At 32.4% G+C, this 19618-nt stretch carries 15 protein-coding genes; all 15 read left to right on the top strand.

Annotation, left to right across the window (positions count from 1 at the left end):
- The first annotated feature begins 208 nt into the window (after nt 1-208).
- The 15 genes from J7574_RS11260 (at nt 209) to J7574_RS11190 (ending at nt 19616) form a co-directional block, all read left to right on the top strand.
- On the top strand, nt 209-1438 hold the full coding sequence (locus J7574_RS11260) for an HD domain-containing protein (RefSeq protein WP_290968178.1): 1230 nt from the start codon (nt 209-211) through the stop codon (nt 1436-1438).
- Between the two features lie 39 nt (nt 1439-1477).
- Nucleotides 1478-2521 carry a UDP-3-O-(3-hydroxymyristoyl)glucosamine N-acyltransferase gene (gene lpxD / locus J7574_RS11255; RefSeq protein ID WP_290968177.1) on the top strand — a complete coding sequence of 348 codons (1044 nt, stop codon included), beginning with the start codon at nt 1478-1480 and terminating at the stop codon, nt 2519-2521.
- On the top strand, nt 2514-3902 hold the full coding sequence (locus J7574_RS11250) for a bifunctional UDP-3-O-[3-hydroxymyristoyl] N-acetylglucosamine deacetylase/3-hydroxyacyl-ACP dehydratase (RefSeq protein WP_290968176.1): 1389 nt from the start codon (nt 2514-2516) through the stop codon (nt 3900-3902). The genes lpxD and J7574_RS11250 overlap by 8 nt, the downstream gene beginning before the upstream one ends.
- Before the next feature lie 75 nt (nt 3903-3977).
- Nucleotides 3978-4763, top strand: a complete 786-nt coding sequence (gene lpxA / locus J7574_RS11245; RefSeq protein WP_091497682.1) for an acyl-ACP--UDP-N-acetylglucosamine O-acyltransferase — start codon at nt 3978-3980, stop codon at nt 4761-4763.
- 137 nt (nt 4764-4900) lie between these two features.
- A complete protein-coding gene (gene efp / locus J7574_RS11240) occupies nt 4901-5467 on the top strand; it encodes an elongation factor P (protein ID WP_223705876.1) in 567 nt (188 codons plus the stop codon).
- A gap of 121 nt (nt 5468-5588) precedes the next feature.
- The gene (locus J7574_RS11235) at nt 5589-6518 is read left to right on the top strand and encodes a UDP-3-O-(3-hydroxymyristoyl)glucosamine N-acyltransferase (RefSeq protein ID WP_290968174.1); all 930 of its coding nucleotides are present in this window, start codon (nt 5589-5591) and stop codon (nt 6516-6518) included.
- A 1-nt stretch (nt 6519) separates the two neighbouring features.
- Nucleotides 6520-6882, top strand: a complete 363-nt coding sequence (locus J7574_RS11230) for a nuclear transport factor 2 family protein (RefSeq protein WP_290968172.1) — start codon at nt 6520-6522, stop codon at nt 6880-6882.
- 86 nt (nt 6883-6968) lie between these two features.
- Complete coding sequence (sucD, locus tag J7574_RS11225; RefSeq protein ID WP_057118027.1) at nt 6969-7841, top strand: succinate--CoA ligase subunit alpha; 873 nt, start codon at nt 6969-6971, stop codon at nt 7839-7841.
- 141 nt (nt 7842-7982) lie between these two features.
- Nucleotides 7983-8411: a hypothetical protein gene (locus J7574_RS11220; protein WP_290968167.1), complete on the top strand. Its 429-nt coding sequence runs from the start codon at nt 7983-7985 to the stop codon at nt 8409-8411.
- Between the two features lie 123 nt (nt 8412-8534).
- Nucleotides 8535-10979: a T9SS type A sorting domain-containing protein gene (locus J7574_RS11215; protein WP_290968165.1), complete on the top strand. Its 2445-nt coding sequence runs from the start codon at nt 8535-8537 to the stop codon at nt 10977-10979.
- Nucleotides 10980-11508: 529 nt separating this feature from the next.
- Complete coding sequence (locus tag J7574_RS11210; RefSeq protein ID WP_290968163.1) at nt 11509-12114, top strand: sigma-70 family RNA polymerase sigma factor; 606 nt, start codon at nt 11509-11511, stop codon at nt 12112-12114.
- A 90-nt stretch (nt 12115-12204) separates the two neighbouring features.
- Entirely contained in the window at nt 12205-13320 is a 1116-nt protein-coding gene (locus tag J7574_RS11205) for a FecR family protein (protein ID WP_290968161.1), read from the top strand.
- A gap of 221 nt (nt 13321-13541) precedes the next feature.
- Nucleotides 13542-17246 (top strand): SusC/RagA family TonB-linked outer membrane protein, encoded by a 3705-nt coding sequence (locus J7574_RS11200; RefSeq protein WP_290968159.1) that lies wholly within the window; start codon nt 13542-13544, stop codon nt 17244-17246.
- An 11-nt stretch (nt 17247-17257) separates the two neighbouring features.
- Complete coding sequence (locus J7574_RS11195) at nt 17258-18736, top strand: RagB/SusD family nutrient uptake outer membrane protein (protein WP_290968157.1); 1479 nt, start codon at nt 17258-17260, stop codon at nt 18734-18736.
- A gap of 19 nt (nt 18737-18755) precedes the next feature.
- Nucleotides 18756-19616: a putative zinc-binding metallopeptidase gene (locus tag J7574_RS11190; RefSeq protein ID WP_290968155.1), complete on the top strand. Its 861-nt coding sequence runs from the start codon at nt 18756-18758 to the stop codon at nt 19614-19616.
- The last annotated feature ends 2 nt before the right edge of the window (nt 19617-19618 follow it).

The raw sequence follows: 19618 nt of genomic DNA, 5'->3' as shown, positions 1-19618 counted from the left end.
TTACTGCAATTTAAAGTTATAGAACTTAAAAAGTATTAAAAATAGTATAAAATTACCAAAGTTTAGATATGATTTTGTTTTGAATTTTAATATTTTTAAATGTATTTTATTGATAATCATTGTAATTTAGAGTACGATTTTTAAATAAAAAACACCAAACTCTTTATACTTATTTACTTATATTTGTTGACCAAAAAATAACGAGACTGTGACTCAGATCAATAAACTTAAAATATTCAACGATCCAATATATGGCTTCATCACGATTCCGAACGAGCTGGTTTATGACTTAATACAGCATCCTTATTTTCAGCGTTTGCGTCGTATTTCACAGATGGGATTATCATATTTGGTATATCCAGGAGCCAATCATACCCGTTTTCATCACGCATTAGGATGCATGCATTTGATGAAGAAAGCTATTGATACACTTCGTTTTAAAGATGTCGTGATTTCTGAAGAAGAAGAAAATGCTCTTTTAATAGCTATTTTGCTGCACGATATAGGACATGGGCCATTTTCTCATGCCATGGAAAAAAGTATTGTAGAAGATGTGCACCATGAAGCTATTTCGCTATTATTTATGAATCAGCTAAATGAAGAATTTGGCGGAAGATTAAGTTTGGCAATTCAAGTGTTTAAAGGAGAATATCATAGAAAATTCATGTTGCAATTGATTTCAAGCCAGTTGGATATGGATCGGATGGATTACTTAAAACGAGATAGTTTTTATACCGGTGTTGCTGAAGGAAATGTAAATTCTGAACGTTTGATTCAGATGATGAATGTAGAAGATGATGTTTTGGTAATTGAAGAAAAAGGAATTTATTCGGTTGAGAAATTTCTGCTTTCGAGAAGATTAATGTACTGGCAGGCTTATTTGCACAAAACAAGTTTGGTTGCCGAACTGATTTTGATGAAAGTCTTAAAAAGGGCGAAAGAATTGGTGTTAAAAGGATTAGATCTTCCTTGCAGTGAACCGCTTTCATATTTTATGCACAATAAAATTACTCTTGAAGATTTTGACGCTAAGAAATTAGATTTATTTTCGCAATTGGATGATTTTGATATTATTAGTGCCTTAAAAGCTTGGCAGAGACAAGACGATTTTGTTTTAAGCACTTTGAGTAAAATGATTATCAATAGAGATTTGCTTAAAATAAAAATGAGTGCCGAGAAAGTTTCTATGGAAGAATCTCAATCATTAAAAGAACAATTTGCCAATAAACATCATATTTCGCAGTTGGAAGCAGGATATTTTATTTTTAGAGGGAAAATAAAAAACCAAGCCTACAGTAAAGAAGCAGAACCTATTCGTATTTTGAAAAAAGATAAAACAATTGAAGATGTTGTTGAAGCTTCTGACCAGCTGAATTTGAAATCATTATCTAAATTGGTGACAAAATATTACATCTGTTTCCCAAAACAACTTATATAAAATTAACATTTAAAACCTATTTTTTATATTTTTGTCGCGATGAAATTTACAGCAGAACAAATAGCAGGAATTTTAGAAGGAGAAGTTGTTGGGAATCCCAATGCAGAAGTTTCTAAGCTTTCTAAAATCGAAGAAGGAGACGAAGGATCGCTTACTTTTTTGGCTAACCCAAAGTATATCAATTATATATATACTACAAAGGCGACAGTAACAATTGTTAATGATAGCTTTATTCCGGAACAGGAAATTACAACTACACTTATAAAAGTGGAAGATGCTTATGCAGCGTTTTCTAAACTTTTGCATTTTTATAATCAGGTAAAATTAAACAAAACAGGTATCGAGCCTCAGTCATTTATGTCTGAAGGAACTAAATATGGAGAAAATCTATATTTAGGAAGTTTTAGTTATATCGGACAGAATGTAGTTCTGGGTAATAATGTAAAGATTTATCCAAATAGTTTTATTGGTGATAATGTTGTTATTGGCGATAATGTATTCATTTTTGCCGGTGCTAAAATTTATTCTGAAACTGTAATAGGCAATAATTGCACGGTTCATTCTGGTGTTATTATTGGCGCGGATGGTTTTGGTTTTGCTCCAAATGAAGATGGCGAGTATAGTAAAGTTCCTCAGATTGGAAATGTTATTATCGAGGATAACGTAGATATCGGCGCCAATACTACTATAGATAGAGCAACTCTTGGTTCTACAATTATAAGAAAAGGAGTAAAATTAGACAATCAAATTCAAATTGCTCATAATGTAGAAATTGGAAAAAATACTGTGATAGCCGCTCAAAGTGGTGTAGCAGGTTCTACAAAAATTGGCGAGAATTGTATGATTGGAGGGCAAGTTGGTATTGCTGGTCATTTAATTATAGGAAATAATGTTAGGCTTCAAGCGCAATCTGGTGTAGCCCGCAATATTAAAGATGACGAAGTTTTACAAGGATCTCCAGCACTCGGATATGGCGACTTTAATAAGTCGTATGTCCATTTTAAGAATCTGCCGAAAATTGTGGCTGAAGTTGAAGAATTAAAAAAACAAATAATAAACCCAAAAAATGGAAATAATGGTTAAACAGAAGACCATCAAAAATGAAATTTCGCTAACAGGAGTTGGTTTACACACTGGAAAAGAAGTTACAATGACTTTTAAACCTGCACCCGTTAATAATGGTTTCACTTTTGTAAGAGTAGATTTGCAAGGTCAACCAGTCATTGAGGCTGATGCTAATTATGTTGTTAATACTCAAAGAGGAACAAATCTTGAGAAACTTGGTGTAAAAATTCAAACACCAGAGCACGTTTTGGCTGCAGTGGTTGGCTGTGATTTGGATAATGTTATTATTGAATTGAATGCCTCTGAACTTCCAATTATGGATGGTTCATCAAAATATTTTGTTGAAGCGATAGAAAAAGCAGGAATCGAAGAACAAGACGCAAGCCGTAATGTTTATGTGGTAAAAGAAGTTATCTCTTTTACAGATGAAGCTACAGGAAGCGAAATCCTTGTGATGCCTAGCGATGAATATCAGGTTACAACTATGGTAGATTTTGGTACTAAAGTTTTAGGTACTCAAAATGCTACTCTTAAAAGTTTATCAGATTTTAAGGCTGAAATTGCAAGCTCTAGAACATTTAGTTTCCTTCACGAATTAGAATCTTTGTTAGAGCACGGACTTATTAAAGGTGGAGATCTAAATAATGCAATTGTTTATGTAGATAAAGAAATCTCTGAGTCTACAATGGCAAATTTAAAGAAAGCGTTTGGTAAAGATGAAATTTCTGTAAAACCAAACGGAGTTTTAGATAACTTGACTTTACACTATCCAAACGAAGCAGCAAGACACAAATTGCTTGATGTAATTGGAGATTTATCTTTAATTGGAGTTCGTATCCAAGGAAAAATTATTGCAAACAAACCAGGTCACTTTGTAAATACTCAATTTGCAAAGAAATTGGCAAAAATTATCAAAATAGAGCAGAGAAACCATGTTCCAACTTATGATTTGCATCAAGAACCATTGATGGATATTCATAAAATCATGTCTATGCTGCCTCACAGACCACCATTCTTGTTAATCGACAGAATTATCGAAATGTCTGATCGTCATGTAGTAGGATTGAAAAATGTTACTATGAATGAGAATTTCTTCGTAGGTCACTTTCCAGAAGCTCCAGTTATGCCAGGTGTATTAATTGTAGAAGCAATGGCACAAACAGGCGGAATTTTAGTGTTAAGCACAGTTCCAGATCCTGAAAATTATTTGACATATTTCATGAAAATTGACAATGTTAAATTTAAACACAAAGTATTGCCAGGTGATACTTTAATTTTCAAATGTGAGTTAATATCTCCTATCAGAAGAGGAATTTGCCATATGCAAGCAAATGCTTATGCAAATGGTAAATTAGTAACGGAGGCAGAATTAATGGCACAAATAGCAAGAAAACAATAATAAATTATCAAATTTATTGTTTAGGTTTGTTGCTTCAAACTTAGAATATTTTAATTAAAAATATAAAACATACAGATGAATCAACCATTAGCATATGTTCATCCAGGCGCAAAAATCGCTAAAAATGTTGTAATAGAGCCATTTACAACAATTCACAATAATGTTGTTATTGGTGATGGTACTTGGATTGGTTCAAACGTGACTATTATGGAAGGAGCTCGAATTGGAAAAAATTGTAATATTTTTCCAGGAGCTGTAATTTCTGCAGTGCCACAAGATTTAAAATTCGGAGGTGAAGATTCTCTTGCTATTATCGGTGATAATTGTACAATTAGAGAATGTGTAACTATAAATAGAGGAACTATTGCTTCTGGTCAAACTGTAATTGGAAACAATTGCTTGGTAATGGCTTATGCTCATATTGCACACGACTGTGAAATTGGAAACAATGCAATTATCGTAAATGGTGTTGCTTTAGCTGGTCACGTAGTTGTTGGAAACCATGCTGTTATTGGTGGTTTAGCGGCTATTCATCAATTTATTCATATTGGTGATCACGCTATGATTTCTGGTGGATCTTTGGTAAGAAAAGACGTTCCGCCATTTACAAAAGCAGCAAAAGAACCTTTGTCTTATGTCGGAATTAACTCTGTTGGGTTAAGAAGAAGAGGATTTACAACTGAAAAAATTAGAGAAATTCAGGAAATCTACAGAATTTTATACCAAAAGAATTACAATACAACTCAAGCTTTAAGTATTATTGAAGCTGAAATGGAAGCGACTCCTGAAAGAGATGAAATTCTAGATTTTATTAGAAATTCGTCTCGAGGAATTATGAAAGGTTACTCAGGGAACTATTAATTATTTTAGAGTTTAGATTTCTGATTTTAGATTTCTGAGCTGTGAAATAAAATTTAAAATAAATTAATATAAATGAAGATTGATTCTGTACGAAGAATCTAAAATCTTCATTCTAAAATCTAAAATAAAAAACAAAAATGGCATCTACATCAGATATTAGAAACGGATTGTGCATTAAATTTAATCACGATATCTATAAAATTATTGAATTTCTTCACGTAAAACCTGGAAAAGGTCCGGCTTTCGTAAGAACTAAATTGAAAAGTTTAACTTCAGGAAAAGTATTAGATAATACTTTTTCAGCAGGTCATAAAATTGATGTGATTCGCGTTGAAACGCATACATTCCAATTCTTATATCCAGAAGGCGATGAGTTTCATTTCATGAATGCTGAAACATTCGAGCAAATTTCTTTAAACAAAAACATCTTGGATGCTCCAGATTTGTTAAAAGAAGGAACAAATGTTATGGTCCAGATTAACACAGAAACAGATTTGCCATTATCAGTAGACATGCCAGCTTCTGTAATTCTTGAAGTTACTTATGCAGAGCCAGGAGTAAAAGGAAATACAGCTACAAATGCAACAAAAAATGCTACTGTAGAAACTGGTGCTAACATCAACGTTCCTTTGTTCATTAACGAAGGAGATAAAATTAAAATTGATACAGCTTCAGGTTCTTACATGGAGCGTGTAAAAGAGTAATTCTTTTAATTAAGATAATTTGACAATGAGTCAATTAGATAATTTGTGAATCCGCATAATTTTGTATATTCACATTCTAATTGACTCATTTTCTAATTTACGAGTTTTCTAATTATACTATATGAAATTTCCAAAGAGTCATTCTTTACAAGAAATTGCCAATTTGCTTAACTGCAAATTTATTGGAGACAAAGACTTTCAAGTTTTAGGCATGAACGAGATACATGTTGTAGAGCCTGGAGATATTGTTTTTGTTGACCACCCAAAATATTACGACAAAGCTTTGCAGTCGGCTGCTACTATTGTTCTGATAAACAAAGAAGTAGAATGCCCAGAAGGAAAAGCGCTTTTAATTTCTGATGATCCGTTTAGAGATTTTAATATCCTTACCAGACATTTTAAACCATTTCAGTTTGCTAATGTTGCCATTGCGCCTTCAGCAGAAATAGGAGAGGGAACCATTATTCAGCCCAATTCTTTTGTTGGAAATAATGTAAAAATTGGTAAAAACTGTCTGATACATTCAAATGTGTCTATTTACGATCATACTGTTATAGGAAATAATGTAATTATACATGCTGGAACTATTTTAGGAGCAGATGCTTTTTATTATAAAAAACGTCCAGAAGGCTTCGATCAGTTAATTTCTGGTGGAAGAGTTGTTATTGAAGATAACGTTGGCATTGGCGCTTTATGCACTATTGACAAAGGCGTTACTGGCGACACGACAATTGGTGCAGGCACAAAACTTGACAATCAGGTTCACGTTGGGCATGATACTGTAATTGGAAAAAAATGTCTGATTGCTTCACAAACAGGTATTGCAGGTTGTGTGATTATAGAAGACGAAGTTACCTTATGGGGACAAGTTGGTACGACGAGCGGTATTACCATTGGAGCAAAAGCTGTGGTTATGGGACAGACCGGTGTAACTAAGTCTGTTGAAGGCGGAAAATCATATTTTGGCACTCCAATTGAAGAGTCAAGAGAGAAATTGAAACAATTAGCCAATATCAAGAAGATTCCTGAAATTTTAAGTAAATTGAAGTAATATGTCTATTAAAGAATTTGTTCAGAAATTTTATAAGTCAGATGCCTTAATTGATAGCGAAATTTTAAAAACATATCTGCATCCTGATGTTATACTGGAATGGAACAGTAGTAAAGGTTTCATTCAAATGGATTACGATTCTATAATCGAAATGGCAAATGAACTTAGCCGCGCCTATGTGCGCTCTAAGGTTAGAATTAGCCATATTATATCCGAAGATGATTTAGTATCAGTGCGTTACTCTCATTTTGTAAAAACAATTGAGAACCCTAGAGAAGAAATGCTTTTAGCACATTTTGCAACCATTTGGCAGATAAAAGATGATAAACTTTATAAAGGTTATCAAATGAGTCAATTTTCTTAATATTTTTTTGACAATAAAAGAGGCAAAATACATTACAAAACCTTATTTTTGCAACACAAATTTAAAAACTACATAAAATATATATCATGAGTGTTTTAGTTAATAAAGATTCCAAAATAATTGTTCAGGGATTTACAGGAAGTGAAGGAACTTTCCACGCTTCTCAAATGATTGAGTACGGTACTAATGTTGTTGGAGGTGTTACTCCAGGAAAAGGTGGTACTAGCCATTTAGATCGTCCAGTTTTTAATACAGTAAAAGATGCTGTTGATCAAGCTGGTGCTGATACTTCTATCATTTTTGTTCCGCCAGCTTTTGCTGCTGATGCAATTATGGAAGCTGCTGATGCTGGAATTAAAGTAATTATTGCTATTACAGAAGGAATTCCTGTAGCAGATATGATTAAAGCAAATAATTATGTTAAAGAAAGAAATTCAAGATTAATTGGTCCAAACTGCCCAGGTGTAATTACTCCAGGTGAAGCTAAAGTTGGTATTATGCCAGGTTTCGTTTTCAAAAAAGGAACAGTTGGTATTGTTTCTAAATCAGGAACTTTAACTTACGAAGCTGCTGACCAAGTTGTAAAACAAGGTTTAGGTATCACAACAGCTATCGGAATTGGTGGAGATCCAATTATTGGAACTACAACTAAAGAAGCTGTTGAATTATTAATGAACGATCCAGAAACTGAAGCAATCATTATGATTGGTGAAATTGGAGGTCAATTAGAAGCTGACGCTGCAAGATGGGTAAAAGCTGATGGTAACCGTAAACCGGTTATTGGATTTATCGCTGGAGAAACTGCTCCTGCTGGTAGAACAATGGGTCACGCAGGTGCTATTGTTGGTGGTTCTGATGATACAGCTGCTGCTAAAAAACAAATCATGAGAGACAACGGAATTCACGTTGTAGATTCACCAGCTGAAATTGGTAAAAAAGTAAAAGAAGTACTTGGATAATCTTCAAGTCTCAAAATAACAAATTCCAAAAAAAGTCTCAATTATCCTGTTGAGACTTTTTTACATTTTAAAGGCTGAGGCGTAAATAAAAAAATCTTAGCATCTTAGAACCTCAGTATCTTAGAAGCTTAAAAAAGAAATATGTACAAAGAATTAGAAAAATTTAAATCAACAAACAGTTTTACTTTTACTGTAAATGATAGTTTAGAAGAAGCTTGCAACGCGCCAGAAGGAAGTGCAGGAATCTTTGCGGTTTATGCTGTTGAGGGAGATGAAAAAGAACTTATTATGGTGGGGTCTACAGGAACGGTTCAGAATGACGGAACTTTGAAAAGTAAAAACGGCGGACTTTATGATAAAATCGTAAACGGACATCAATTTGCTAAAACAGGAAGGAAATATTCTTGGCCAGCTCAAATGAAATTAGAAAACATTTCTGAGCTTGAAGTAGTTTGGTACGAAACTTTTTCTGGAGATGTAAAAGCAATTCCAACTGCTGTTGAAGGGCAGGTTTTGCAAAACTTCTTAGATGAAAATGGAAAATTGCCAAGATGGAATGTAGCTTTCTAAGCAACTTTAAATCTGAAAATTATCAAAAAACCTTACTGAGTAATTAGTAAGGTTTTTTTTATTAAGTTGTAGGTTTTTAATTTTTGGTTTTATATATTTAAAAACCAAAAACAAACTAAATCTATGATAAAGAACTACTTGCTGTTACTGGGTTTGTGCTTTTTTACTTCATTAAATGCACAAGTAATTAATATTCCAGATGCCAACTTTAAGGCAAAATTGCTTCTAGCAAATGCAACTAATACCATTGCGAAAGATCTAAATTCAAACTATTTCAAAATTGACTCCAATAACAATGGTGAAATAGAACTTTCTGAAGCTCTAAATGTAACTTACTTAGATGTGAAAGATTCTAATATTTCATCGATGACTCAATTAGGAAACTTTTCTAATCTAACTGACCTTAACTGCTCTAATAATAATCTCGAAGTATTAGATGTTAGTAGTTTAAAAAAACTTGATAGATTAGTATGTTCTTCAAATTTAATTACTGATCTGACCCTCTCGGATTTAAATAAAATAAGAACACTAATTTGCGCACAAAATAAATTAACTTCTTTGAATGTTACTAACTTAGTAAATTTAGCGATATTTGAATGTAACGATAATGCTTTGAGTACTTTGGATGTTTCGAATAGCTCTGTTTTAATGGAGCTTGTATGTTACAAAAATAAGCTTACCGAATTAAAACTTCCTAATTCTTCATTGTTATGGTTTTTTAGATGTGCTCAAAATTTATTGCCTAGCTTAGATATTGCAAAACTACCAAATCTTCAATATCTTGATTTTTGGGATAATAAAATAAACTCTCTTGATTTTTCTAATTCTAAGAAAATAACAGATTGTTATGGAGGAGCAAATCCAATGGAGTCTATTGATTTGTCCAATCTAAAACTTTTAAAAGCTTTATGGATAGGTCATACACTTATCAAATCTTTGGATATAAGTAATTTGAAAAATTTAAAAGATTTTAACGTGTCAGATTGTCCAAATTTAGAGTTTCTAAATATTAAAAATGGCGCTACTGAAAATTTAAGCTTTTTAGAATCTGCGCTAAGTTCCTTAGGCTATGGAGGTCTTAATTTATCAAATTGTCCTAATCTTCGCTATATCTGTGATGATGATTTGGATTTAACGCTCGTTACAGAAAAAATTGCACCATATAAATATGAAAATTGTTTAGCTGGAAATTATTGTTCGTTTGAGCCTGGTGGAATAAATTATACATTTCAAGGCAAAAGTAAAATTGATATTAATAATAACGGTTGTGATGCTGCTGATGTTGGAGCTTCGCACTTAAAATTTTCAATTGTCAATGGCGGCAAATCAGAGAATTTTACTTCAGACTCTAACGGGGAGTATTCGATGAAAGTTCCTGCAGGTTTATATAACATTGTTCCGATTATTGAAAATACAAACTATTTCACTATTTCGCCAGCTTCTGTAAATATTGTTTTTCCGACACAAACAAGTCCTTTGAGTCAGGATTTTTGTATTGTTCCAAATGGTTCTCATAATGATTTAGAAATTTCAATATTGCCAATTGATGGCGCTAGACCAGGTTTTGATTCCAATTATAAATTAGTTTACAAGAACAAAGGAAATACACTTCAGGAAGGAACAGTAAGTCTTAATTTTGATGATTCGATTTTGGATTTTGTTTCTTCAAACTCTGTAGTTTCTAATCAAAGCTCTGATAAATTAGTTTGGAATTTTTCAAATCTAAAACCTTTTGAAAGCAGAGAAATTGATTTAATTTTAAATGCGAATTCTCCTGTTGAAACTCCAGCAGTAAATATTGAAGATGTATTGAAGTATAAAGCTATCATTAATTCTACAGAAACTGATGAAACGCCTGAAGATAATGCTTTTGAACTTGCTCAAACTGTTGTGGGTTCTTATGATCCAAATGATAAAACTTGTTTAGAAGGAAAAGTCATTAAACCTGAACTTATTGGTCAATATGTTCACTATCTAATTCGTTTTGAAAATACAGGGACTTATAATGCTGAAAATGTTGTAATTAAAGATATAATTAACACTTCGAAATTTGATGTTTCGACTTTAGTTCCTACTAGTTCGAGCCATTCTTATATAACTAAAATTTCAGAAGGAAATAAAGTAGAATTTATCTTCGAAAAAATAAATCTTCCTTTTGACGATGCAAATAATGATGGTTATATCGCTTTTAAAATCAAAACATTGCCCACTTTAGCTGTTGGCGATTCTTTTGAAAATGAAGCCAATATTTATTTTGATTATAATTTTCCAATTTTAACAAATAAAGAAACCTCAACATTTAAAACTTTAGGAACACAGGATTTTGAGTTTTCGTCTTATTTTTCAGTTTATCCAAATCCTGCTCAGAATATTTTGAATATACAATCTAAAGATTCAATTAAAATGCAGAGAATTAACATTTATAATCTTTTGGGGCAGTTAGTTTTAACCATTCCTAATGCCCAAGATATTTCTAAAATTGATATTTCTAAATTTCAATCAGGAAATTACATTCTTCAAATTAAAACAGAAATTGGAAATTCAATAATCAAGTTTGTTAAGATTTAATAAACGATTTTTATAACTGCTCAAAAAGACCTAATTGAAGTTTAGGTCTTTTTTTATGTCACTTTTTGAAATCGTCTATAAGTATATATCTAAAAAATCCATTTTTGTAAGATTGATGCTTACGTCTTCTTGAAGATGAAAACAGAGATAAGCTTAATCCGATTTAGTTAATTAAAATTTAAATTATCGTAAATTTAAGTTTAATCGAAAAATAAAGGGCAAATACTGACAAATTTAGAAAAAATAGCTTTTTTTAGTGGATAATTGGGTTTTAATTATTTGCTTTTCTATATTTATCAAACAAAAACAAAAAATAATGTTAAAACTTGAATCTTTTTGTAGTACAAAAATGACGTGAAAATGTAAAATACTTGTTTAATTTTTGTTAAATTAAATTGGTTTCACGCTTGTTTTTCTAAATCAAAAAAAGACTCACACTTTGAAGTAGAAATTTTTAATCTTATGTAATTAATCGATCTTAAGAACATTCTTAAATAATTTGATTTTTACGCCCCAAAGTTTTTTTTGTATGAGCCAAATTTTAAAAAACAAGGTTTTAGACGACTTTATTCTGTGGAATAATTTGAAAAATGGTAACGAGAAATCCTTCTCTTTACTTTTTGAAAAATACTATAGAGACTTAATCAATTACGGTAATTCGCTTTGTCCGTATGAAGAAAAAGTGCAAGATTGTATTCAAGATGTTTTTGCTGATATTTGGCTTTATCGCGACTCTCTTCAAGATAATGTTATTGTTAAAGCATATTTGCTTTCTAGTGTTAGAAAGAGAATTGCACGTTTGCATGAGAGAGATCATGTTTTTAGAAAAACAACCTCTACCGATGTTTTAGAATTTCTTTTTGATTTTTCCATAGAAAATGATTTGGTTGAAGATGAAGTAACGGCCGAACGTGTTCTGCTTTTAAATAAATTATTAAATGATCTTCCAGGCCGTCAGAAGGAAGCATTGTATTTACGCTATCATCAAGGCTTGACTGTAGAACAAATAGCTGATTTACTAGATGTGAATTACCAGTCAGCAAGTAATCTTTTGCATCGCGGTTTGCTAAGTCTTCGTAAAGAATGGAAAGGCAGTATTCCGCTTCTAGTCCTCATATCTTCAGGGGTTTTTTAAAAAATTAAGAAAAAATTAAAAAAAAATCTTAAATAGGTGAGTATATAATAAAAAAAGTGTCCTCTATGTTTTTGTAACCTTAATAATAAGATGCAAAAACGTAACAATTATATCGAAATAGAAGACTTTTTAGCTGATGAATCTTTTCAATTATGGATCCTGTCTAAAGTTGATGAGCAAGGCTGGGAAGAATGGACTCTGGAAAATCTGCAAAGAGCTAAACTTGTCGAAGATGCGAGACTAGTGCTCTTAGCTATGCGAGTTCCAGAATCTAAATTATCTTCAAACGAAGTTCATGAAGCCTTACAGAAAACTTGGCATAGAATTGAACAAACAGAAAAACTTTCGCAAGAAACTTCAAGAATTAAAAAACTAAAAATACAGAGATACTGGATCGGTGGTATTGCCGCAGCTGTTTTAGTAGGTCTCTTTTCTGTATGGTTTTTTACAAATAATATCATAACTGCTGATAATGTAGTTACTTACAATGAACTGGTTCAGGATAATGACGAAGGTTTGGTAGAACAAACCAACAATTCTGAAAAATCACAGATAATTACTTTGTCTGATGGAAGTTCGGTCTTATTACAGCCCAATAGTAAATTAAGTTACCCTAAAATCTTTACCGGAAACGAAAGAAAGGTGTATTTATCCGGCGAAGGTTTCTTTGAAATTAGTAAAAATCCTAAAAAGCCTTTTTTTGTTTATGCCAACGAGATTGTAACTCGAGTTGTTGGAACAAGCTTTAGAATAAAGGCTTATCCAGATCAGCAAAATGTTGAAGTTCTTGTTCGCACCGGTAAAGTTAAGGTAAAGTCTAATGATTTGGTCCACGTGGGAGAAGACAAAGAAATTGTCTTGCTTCCTAATCAGGCATTGCGTTTTGTTCGTAAGGATTTGGTTTTTAATAAAATAACTAATATTACGGCAGATCCGATTTTAGTGAATAGTGTTCGAAATATTGAACAATTAAGTTTTGAATTTACTGATATTCCTGTAGCGCAAATTCTCGAAACTATTGAGCAAGCTTATTTGGTAGATATCGATTTTCCTCATGATAAATTGAAAGACTGCCGATTAACAACTTCTTTAAGTGACCAGCCATTGGCAGAAAAGCTAAAAATTATCTGTACAAGTATTGGAAACGATACGAATTATGAAATGAATGGAAATCAAATTGTAATTACGACTTCTGGCTGTAACTAGAATTCGTAATTACATTAATTAAAATCTCAAGTTAAACTAATTAAAAAACTAAAAAAATAATTTATAACTGCCTATGTAAAAAACAAATACATAAAAAAAAGTGCCGAGAATGCTGTAACATTATCGACACTTAAATCTGAATAAATCACTCTCTGTAAAGGGTAATTTATGATGTTTCTTAAAATACACTCGAATAGTATTAATCAAAACAAACCAAAATTATGAAAAAACCTGTTGTCAAGCAACGATTACTTCACCAAATCATGAAAATAACGCTGTTTCAGTTTGTGTTAGCGCTTGTGTTTTCAAGCGTTACTCTCGCAAATAATGTAAATGGGCAGAAAAAATTAGACACTAAAGTAACTATTACAGTTGAGAACCTAACTTTAGACAATGCTTTATCGAAAATCGAAAAGTCTGCTCATGTAAAATTTTCTTATAATTCAAGACTTCCTCAGCTAGGAGAGAAGGTTAGCATAGAAGCTAACCAGGAAACTCTGTCTAGTATTTTGAGCAGAGTATTGGTTCCATTTAATATTACTTTTTCTGAAGTAAGCAATCAGATAGTGCTTCAAAAAAGTTCTGGTTCTTTTTCTAATGCAAATAATCACGATTCTTTGTTCGAAATTTTGACTTTTGGACCGATTATCAAAGGAAAAGTTACGGATCAAAGTGGGACTCCACTGCCGGGAGCTACTGTTATGGCAAAAGGAACAAAAACAGCTGTATTAACAGATTTTGATGGAAACTTTTCTATTGAAATGCCTGCTAACGTTGACCGTTTGGTTATTTCTTACGTAGGTATGGAGACAAAAGAAATTGGAATTAATAATCCTACACCAACTGTAGTTTTAACAGAAGCAGGACAAAATCTTAAAGAAGTTGTAGTTACAACTGGATATGAAAAAACTTCAAAAAGAACATTTACAGGAGCTATTAGTAAAATTTCTGGAGCTGAGTTAAAAGTAGATGGGGTTGTGGATGTGAGCAGAATGATTGAAGGAAAAGCTGCTGGGGTTACGGTACAAAACGTTACAGGTACGTTTGGTACAGCTCCTAAGATTACAGTTCGTGGATCTTCTTCAATCTTTGGAGATACAAAACCTTTATGGGTTATCGATGGAGTTGTTCAGGAAGATATTATCAATATTACATTTGCTGATTTAGCATCTGGAAATTCAGAAACTTTATTGAGTTCTTCTGTTGCAGGTTTAAATGCAAACGACATTCAAAGCGTTGAGATTCTTAAAGATGCTTCTGCTACTTCTATTTATGGTTCAAGATCATTAAACGGTGTTGTTGTTGTTACAACAAAACAAGGACGTAGAGATTCTCCGCTAAAAGTTAGCTATGGCTTAGAGCAGACAGTAAGAACAGTGCCTAGTTATACACAATATGACATTCTAAATTCTCAAGAATCTATGAGTATTTTTAAAGAAATGGAATCTAAAGGATTTTTAGATTTGCCATCTACCGTTCAAGGAAGATATGGTGGTGTTTATAATATTCTTGGAAGAGCTATCAATACTTACGTGCCAGAAACAGGTGGCTATTTAGTAAATAATGACCCTGTTAGTCGTAATAATTTTTTAAGAAAATATGAACTAGCAAATACAGATTGGTTTAAAGTATTGTTTAGACCTGCTATTACTCAAAATCATTCTTTAAGTTTCTCTGGTGGAGGAAAAAACAATACATTTTATGCTTCTTTGGGATATTATACAGATCCAGGATGGACTATTGCTGATAATGTAAAACAATTGTCTTCTAACATTAAAGGGACTTTTTATATCAATGATAGGTTGAACTTAACTTTGTCAACTTTAGCTTCTATTAGACAGCAAGGTGCTCCTGGTACTTACGAAAGCCAGAAAGACCAAGTTTTTGGTAAAGTTACAAGAGATTTTGATATTAACCCTTTTAGTTACGTATTAAATACGAGCAGAACTTTAAGACCGTACGACGAAAATGGAAACTTAGAGTACTACAGAAATAACTGGGCACCAATGAATATTATCAATGAATTAAAAACTAACTATTTAGATATCGATGTAAAAGATATTCGTTTCCAATTGGATCTAGAATATAAAATTTCTCCGCATTTTACTTATAACTTAACAGGATCTGCCCGTTATGCGAACACAAGTAGAGAGCATAAAATTTTAGAAGGATCTAATGTTGTTGGTGCTTACAATGCAATGGAAACTACTATTGTGAGAGATCAAAATATCTTTTTATATAAAGATCCAAATGACTTAACAGCTCCAGCTGTTTCTGTATTGCCAAATGGTGGGTTCTTACGAAAATTTACAAACGATATGACTTCTTATAACCTTAGAAATAGTGTTACGTATAGAAATATTTTTGCAGAAAAACACGAATTGGAAGGTTTCTTTGGTACAGAATTGCGTTCTGTAGATAGAAATAGTGATAATTTTACGGCAGCAGGTCTTCAATATGATAGAGGACTTACAGCTTTTACCGATCCTAGATTAATTGAGAAAATCATTAATGAAGGAAATTCTTATTATGGATTTAATACAGAAAGAGAGCGAACTGTAGGTTTCTTTGGGAAAGTAGGATATACTTATAACCGTCGTTATACTGGTTCGGTTACAGGCCGTTACGATGGTTCTAATAGACAAGGAGATAGTAGCTCTTCTAGTAGCTGGCTTCCGACTTACACTTTTAGTGGTAAATGGAATGTAACTGAAGAAAACTTTATGAAAAATGCTAAATCTATTAATAATTTAGCATTGCGAGCTTCTTATGGTTTAACAGCTACAGCTGGTCCTGCTACAAACTCTTTGGCAATTTATAAAAGTTATATTTCAGATCGCTTAAATCTTGACGACAGAGAAACCGGAATTCAAATTGATCAGTTGCAGAATAGCGATTTGACTTGGGAAAAACAATTTGAAACAAATATTGGACTTGATTTAGGTATGTTCAATAACAGAGTCCAATTAGTAACTGATGTTTATCGTCGTAAAGCATTTGATTTAGTTGATTTTGTGGTTACCTCTGGTATTGGCGGACAAAAAATTAAACAAGGTAATAATGCAAATATGGAAACGAAAGGTGTTGAACTTGGTATAACAACCCAAAATTTTACAGGCCGTGATTTTAAATGGTCTACAACACTTAATTTCTCAGTTTTCAAACAAGAAATTACAAAATTGGAAAATAAACCAACAGTATTTGATTTAGTTGATGGTAATGGAGGAAATGCAATTGGACATCCAAGAAACTCGATCTATTCGTATCAATTTACAGGTTTAAATCATCAAGGATTGCCAACATTCGTTATGGCTCCAGGTGAAACCGATAAAATTACAGGAGCTAATTTTCAAGATAATGATAATGTAACAGACTATCTGAAATATGAAGGATCTATCGAACCAAACAAATCGATTGGTTTAGCAAATACATTTACTTATAAAAACTGGTCATTATATGTTTTCATTGTTGGTTCAGGAGGAAATAAAGTACGTTTGAACCCAGTTTACGATAGCCAATATGATGATTTAACGGTGTTTACAAAAGATTTTACAAATCGTTGGATTAATCCGGGGGACGAAAACTACACAAATGTACCTGTAATTGCAGATAAGAGATTAATAACAGATTATGGTGGACAAAATATGCTTCAAAGAGCTTATAACACATACAATTATTCGGACGTGAGAATCGCTGATGGTGATTTTGTGAGACTGAAAAATATTTCTTTAAGTTGGGAATTTCCAAAAGATTTTAAGAGAAAAATAGGTGTTAGCACTTTTACTTTGAAAGGTTCTGCTGTCAATCCTTGGTTGATTTATTCTGACAAGAAATTAAATGGTCAGGATCCTGAGTTCCGTAATACAGGAGGAGTTGCGTTTCCTATCACTTCTCAGTATACATTCACCTTAAATGTTTCATTATAATTAACCTAATTATGAAAAATATAAAAATAGTACTTTCAATATTATTACTGGCTTCATTAAGTAGCTGTGATGAGTTCCTTTCGGAAACACCAGATAATAGAACACAGATAGATACCCCTGAGAAAATTTCTGAATTATTGGTTAATGCATATCCAATTGGTGGAACGTATATGGATTTTGCTGAGACAATGACTGATAACGTAGGCGACGGACAGTTGGCAGAAACTCTTCCTAAAAACGAGCAAAATTATAATTGGGAAATGAACAATGAGACAAATGTTGATACTCAAGCAAATTATTGGGATGCATGTTACCGCGCTATTGCTCATGCAAATAAAGCATTGCAAGCGATTAATGAATTAGGAAATACTTCTAACTTAAACTCTCAGAAAGGAGAAGCATTATTAGCTAGAGCTTATTCACACTTTATGCTTGTTTCTTTTTGGTCTCAGAGATATAATCCAGCTACAGCTGATAAAGATTTAGGAATTCCTTATGTTACTGAACCAGAAGAAGTGTTAATTAAAAAGTATACTAGAAATACAGTTAAAGAAGTTTTTGATTTTATACAAAAAGATCTAGAAGAGGGACTGAAATTAGTTGGTAATAACTATTCTGAGCCTAAATTTCATTTTACAAAAGAGGCAGCAAATGCATTTGCAAGTCGCTTCTACTTAATAAAAGGAGATTGGGATAAAGTTCTTCAGGTTTCTGAAGGATTAGGATCTAAACCAGTTGGGAAATTGAGAAATTACCTAACATTTACAGCCTTAGATCCAAACGTTCAATTTATTGAATATGCAAAAGCTGGAGAACCTGCCAACTTACTGGTAATCTCTTCTTATTCAATCTATACAAGAGCTTCAAGCCGTAATAGGTTCTATTTGACAGGAGTTCAAAGTCCAGATATCATGGGGGCGACAACCAATATTTATGGAAAATCTTGGCTTTACAAAACCTATTCATACAATAGTAGTATGACGGTTTTCTCACCAAAATTTAAAGAATATTTTAAATACACCAATTTGACAGCAAACATTGGAGAGCCATATTTGGGAACGGTTGCTTTATCTTATGATGAATTCTACTTAAACAGAATTGAAGCTCTTGTAATGAAAAATAGAATTGCTGAAGCAAATACCGAATTGGGGTATTTTCTAGGAACAAGAACCTCTGGATACAATCCGACAACTGATTTTTTAACAGAAGCAAAAGTTGTAGCTAAATATCCAGTTGTAGCAGATGAGTACACGCCATTTTATGAGATTACTCCATTGCAGACTTCTTACATAAAAGCTATTGCAGAAGCAAGAAGAAGAGATTTTATTCATGAAGGAATTAGATACTTTGATGTTAAACGTTTCAACATTGTGGTAAAACATGAAACATTTAATAAACCAACAAATGTCTTAGAGAAAGATGACAAACGCAGAGCAATTCAAATCCCTCTTAGCGCATCAAGTAACGGAGTAGAGAAAAATCCTAGATAAAACTAAACCAAAAAGTATTATGAAATTATTAAATAAATATAAAAAAATAGCGGTTTTTGTTAGCGTTTTGGCTTTAGCTGCTTGTGCGCATGAAGATCAGCCTACAGAAAGTCAATTAGATTACAACCAACCTACAAGAACAGATTTAGATAAATGGATTGATGCTAATTATCTTGTTCCTTATAATATTAATGCGCAATACAAATGGAATCAAAATACAGTTGATAATACAAGGTTTTTGTTTCCTCCAACTGTAGCTAAAGTACAACCAGCATTAGAAATTGTAAAACAGATTTGGCTTCAGAGTTACGCAACTATTGCTGGACCAGATTTCGTTAAGAAAATTGCTCCTAGAGAAATTGTTTTAGTAGGAGGTGTAAATTCAAACTCAAACGGTACAAGAACACTTGGTATAGCTGAAGGAGGACAAAGAATCACGCTTTTTGAAGTAGACAACCTGGTTAAAACAAACCGAGCTGTAGTAGCAGAATTTATCCACACAATCCAACATGAGTATGTTCATATTTTAAACCAAACAAAACCATTTGATGAGCAAGCTTGGGGAAAAATTACACCTTCTGGATATACAGCAACTTGGCATCTTGAAACAACTACAGCTTCACGAGAATTAGGTTTTATATCTAGTTACGCAAGATCAAACATTGTCGAAGATTTTGCAGAAACAGCTTCAATTATCTTGATCAGCACTAAAGCGGAATATGCGGCAATTTTGGCTGGAATTTCTAGTGCAAAAGCAAGAGCAGATATTCAGAAAAAAGAAGCAATTGTGGTGCAGTACTTTAAAGACACTTTCAATATTGACTTTTATGCTTTAAGAGACGAAGCTGAAAAGAATACTACTTATGTAATTAATAATTAATA

Source organism: Flavobacterium sp. (assembly GCF_017744675.1).
In the GTDB taxonomy this organism is placed as follows: Bacteria; Bacteroidota; Bacteroidia; order Flavobacteriales; family Flavobacteriaceae; genus Flavobacterium.
This window is presented reverse-complemented; position numbering and strand designations above follow the sequence as displayed.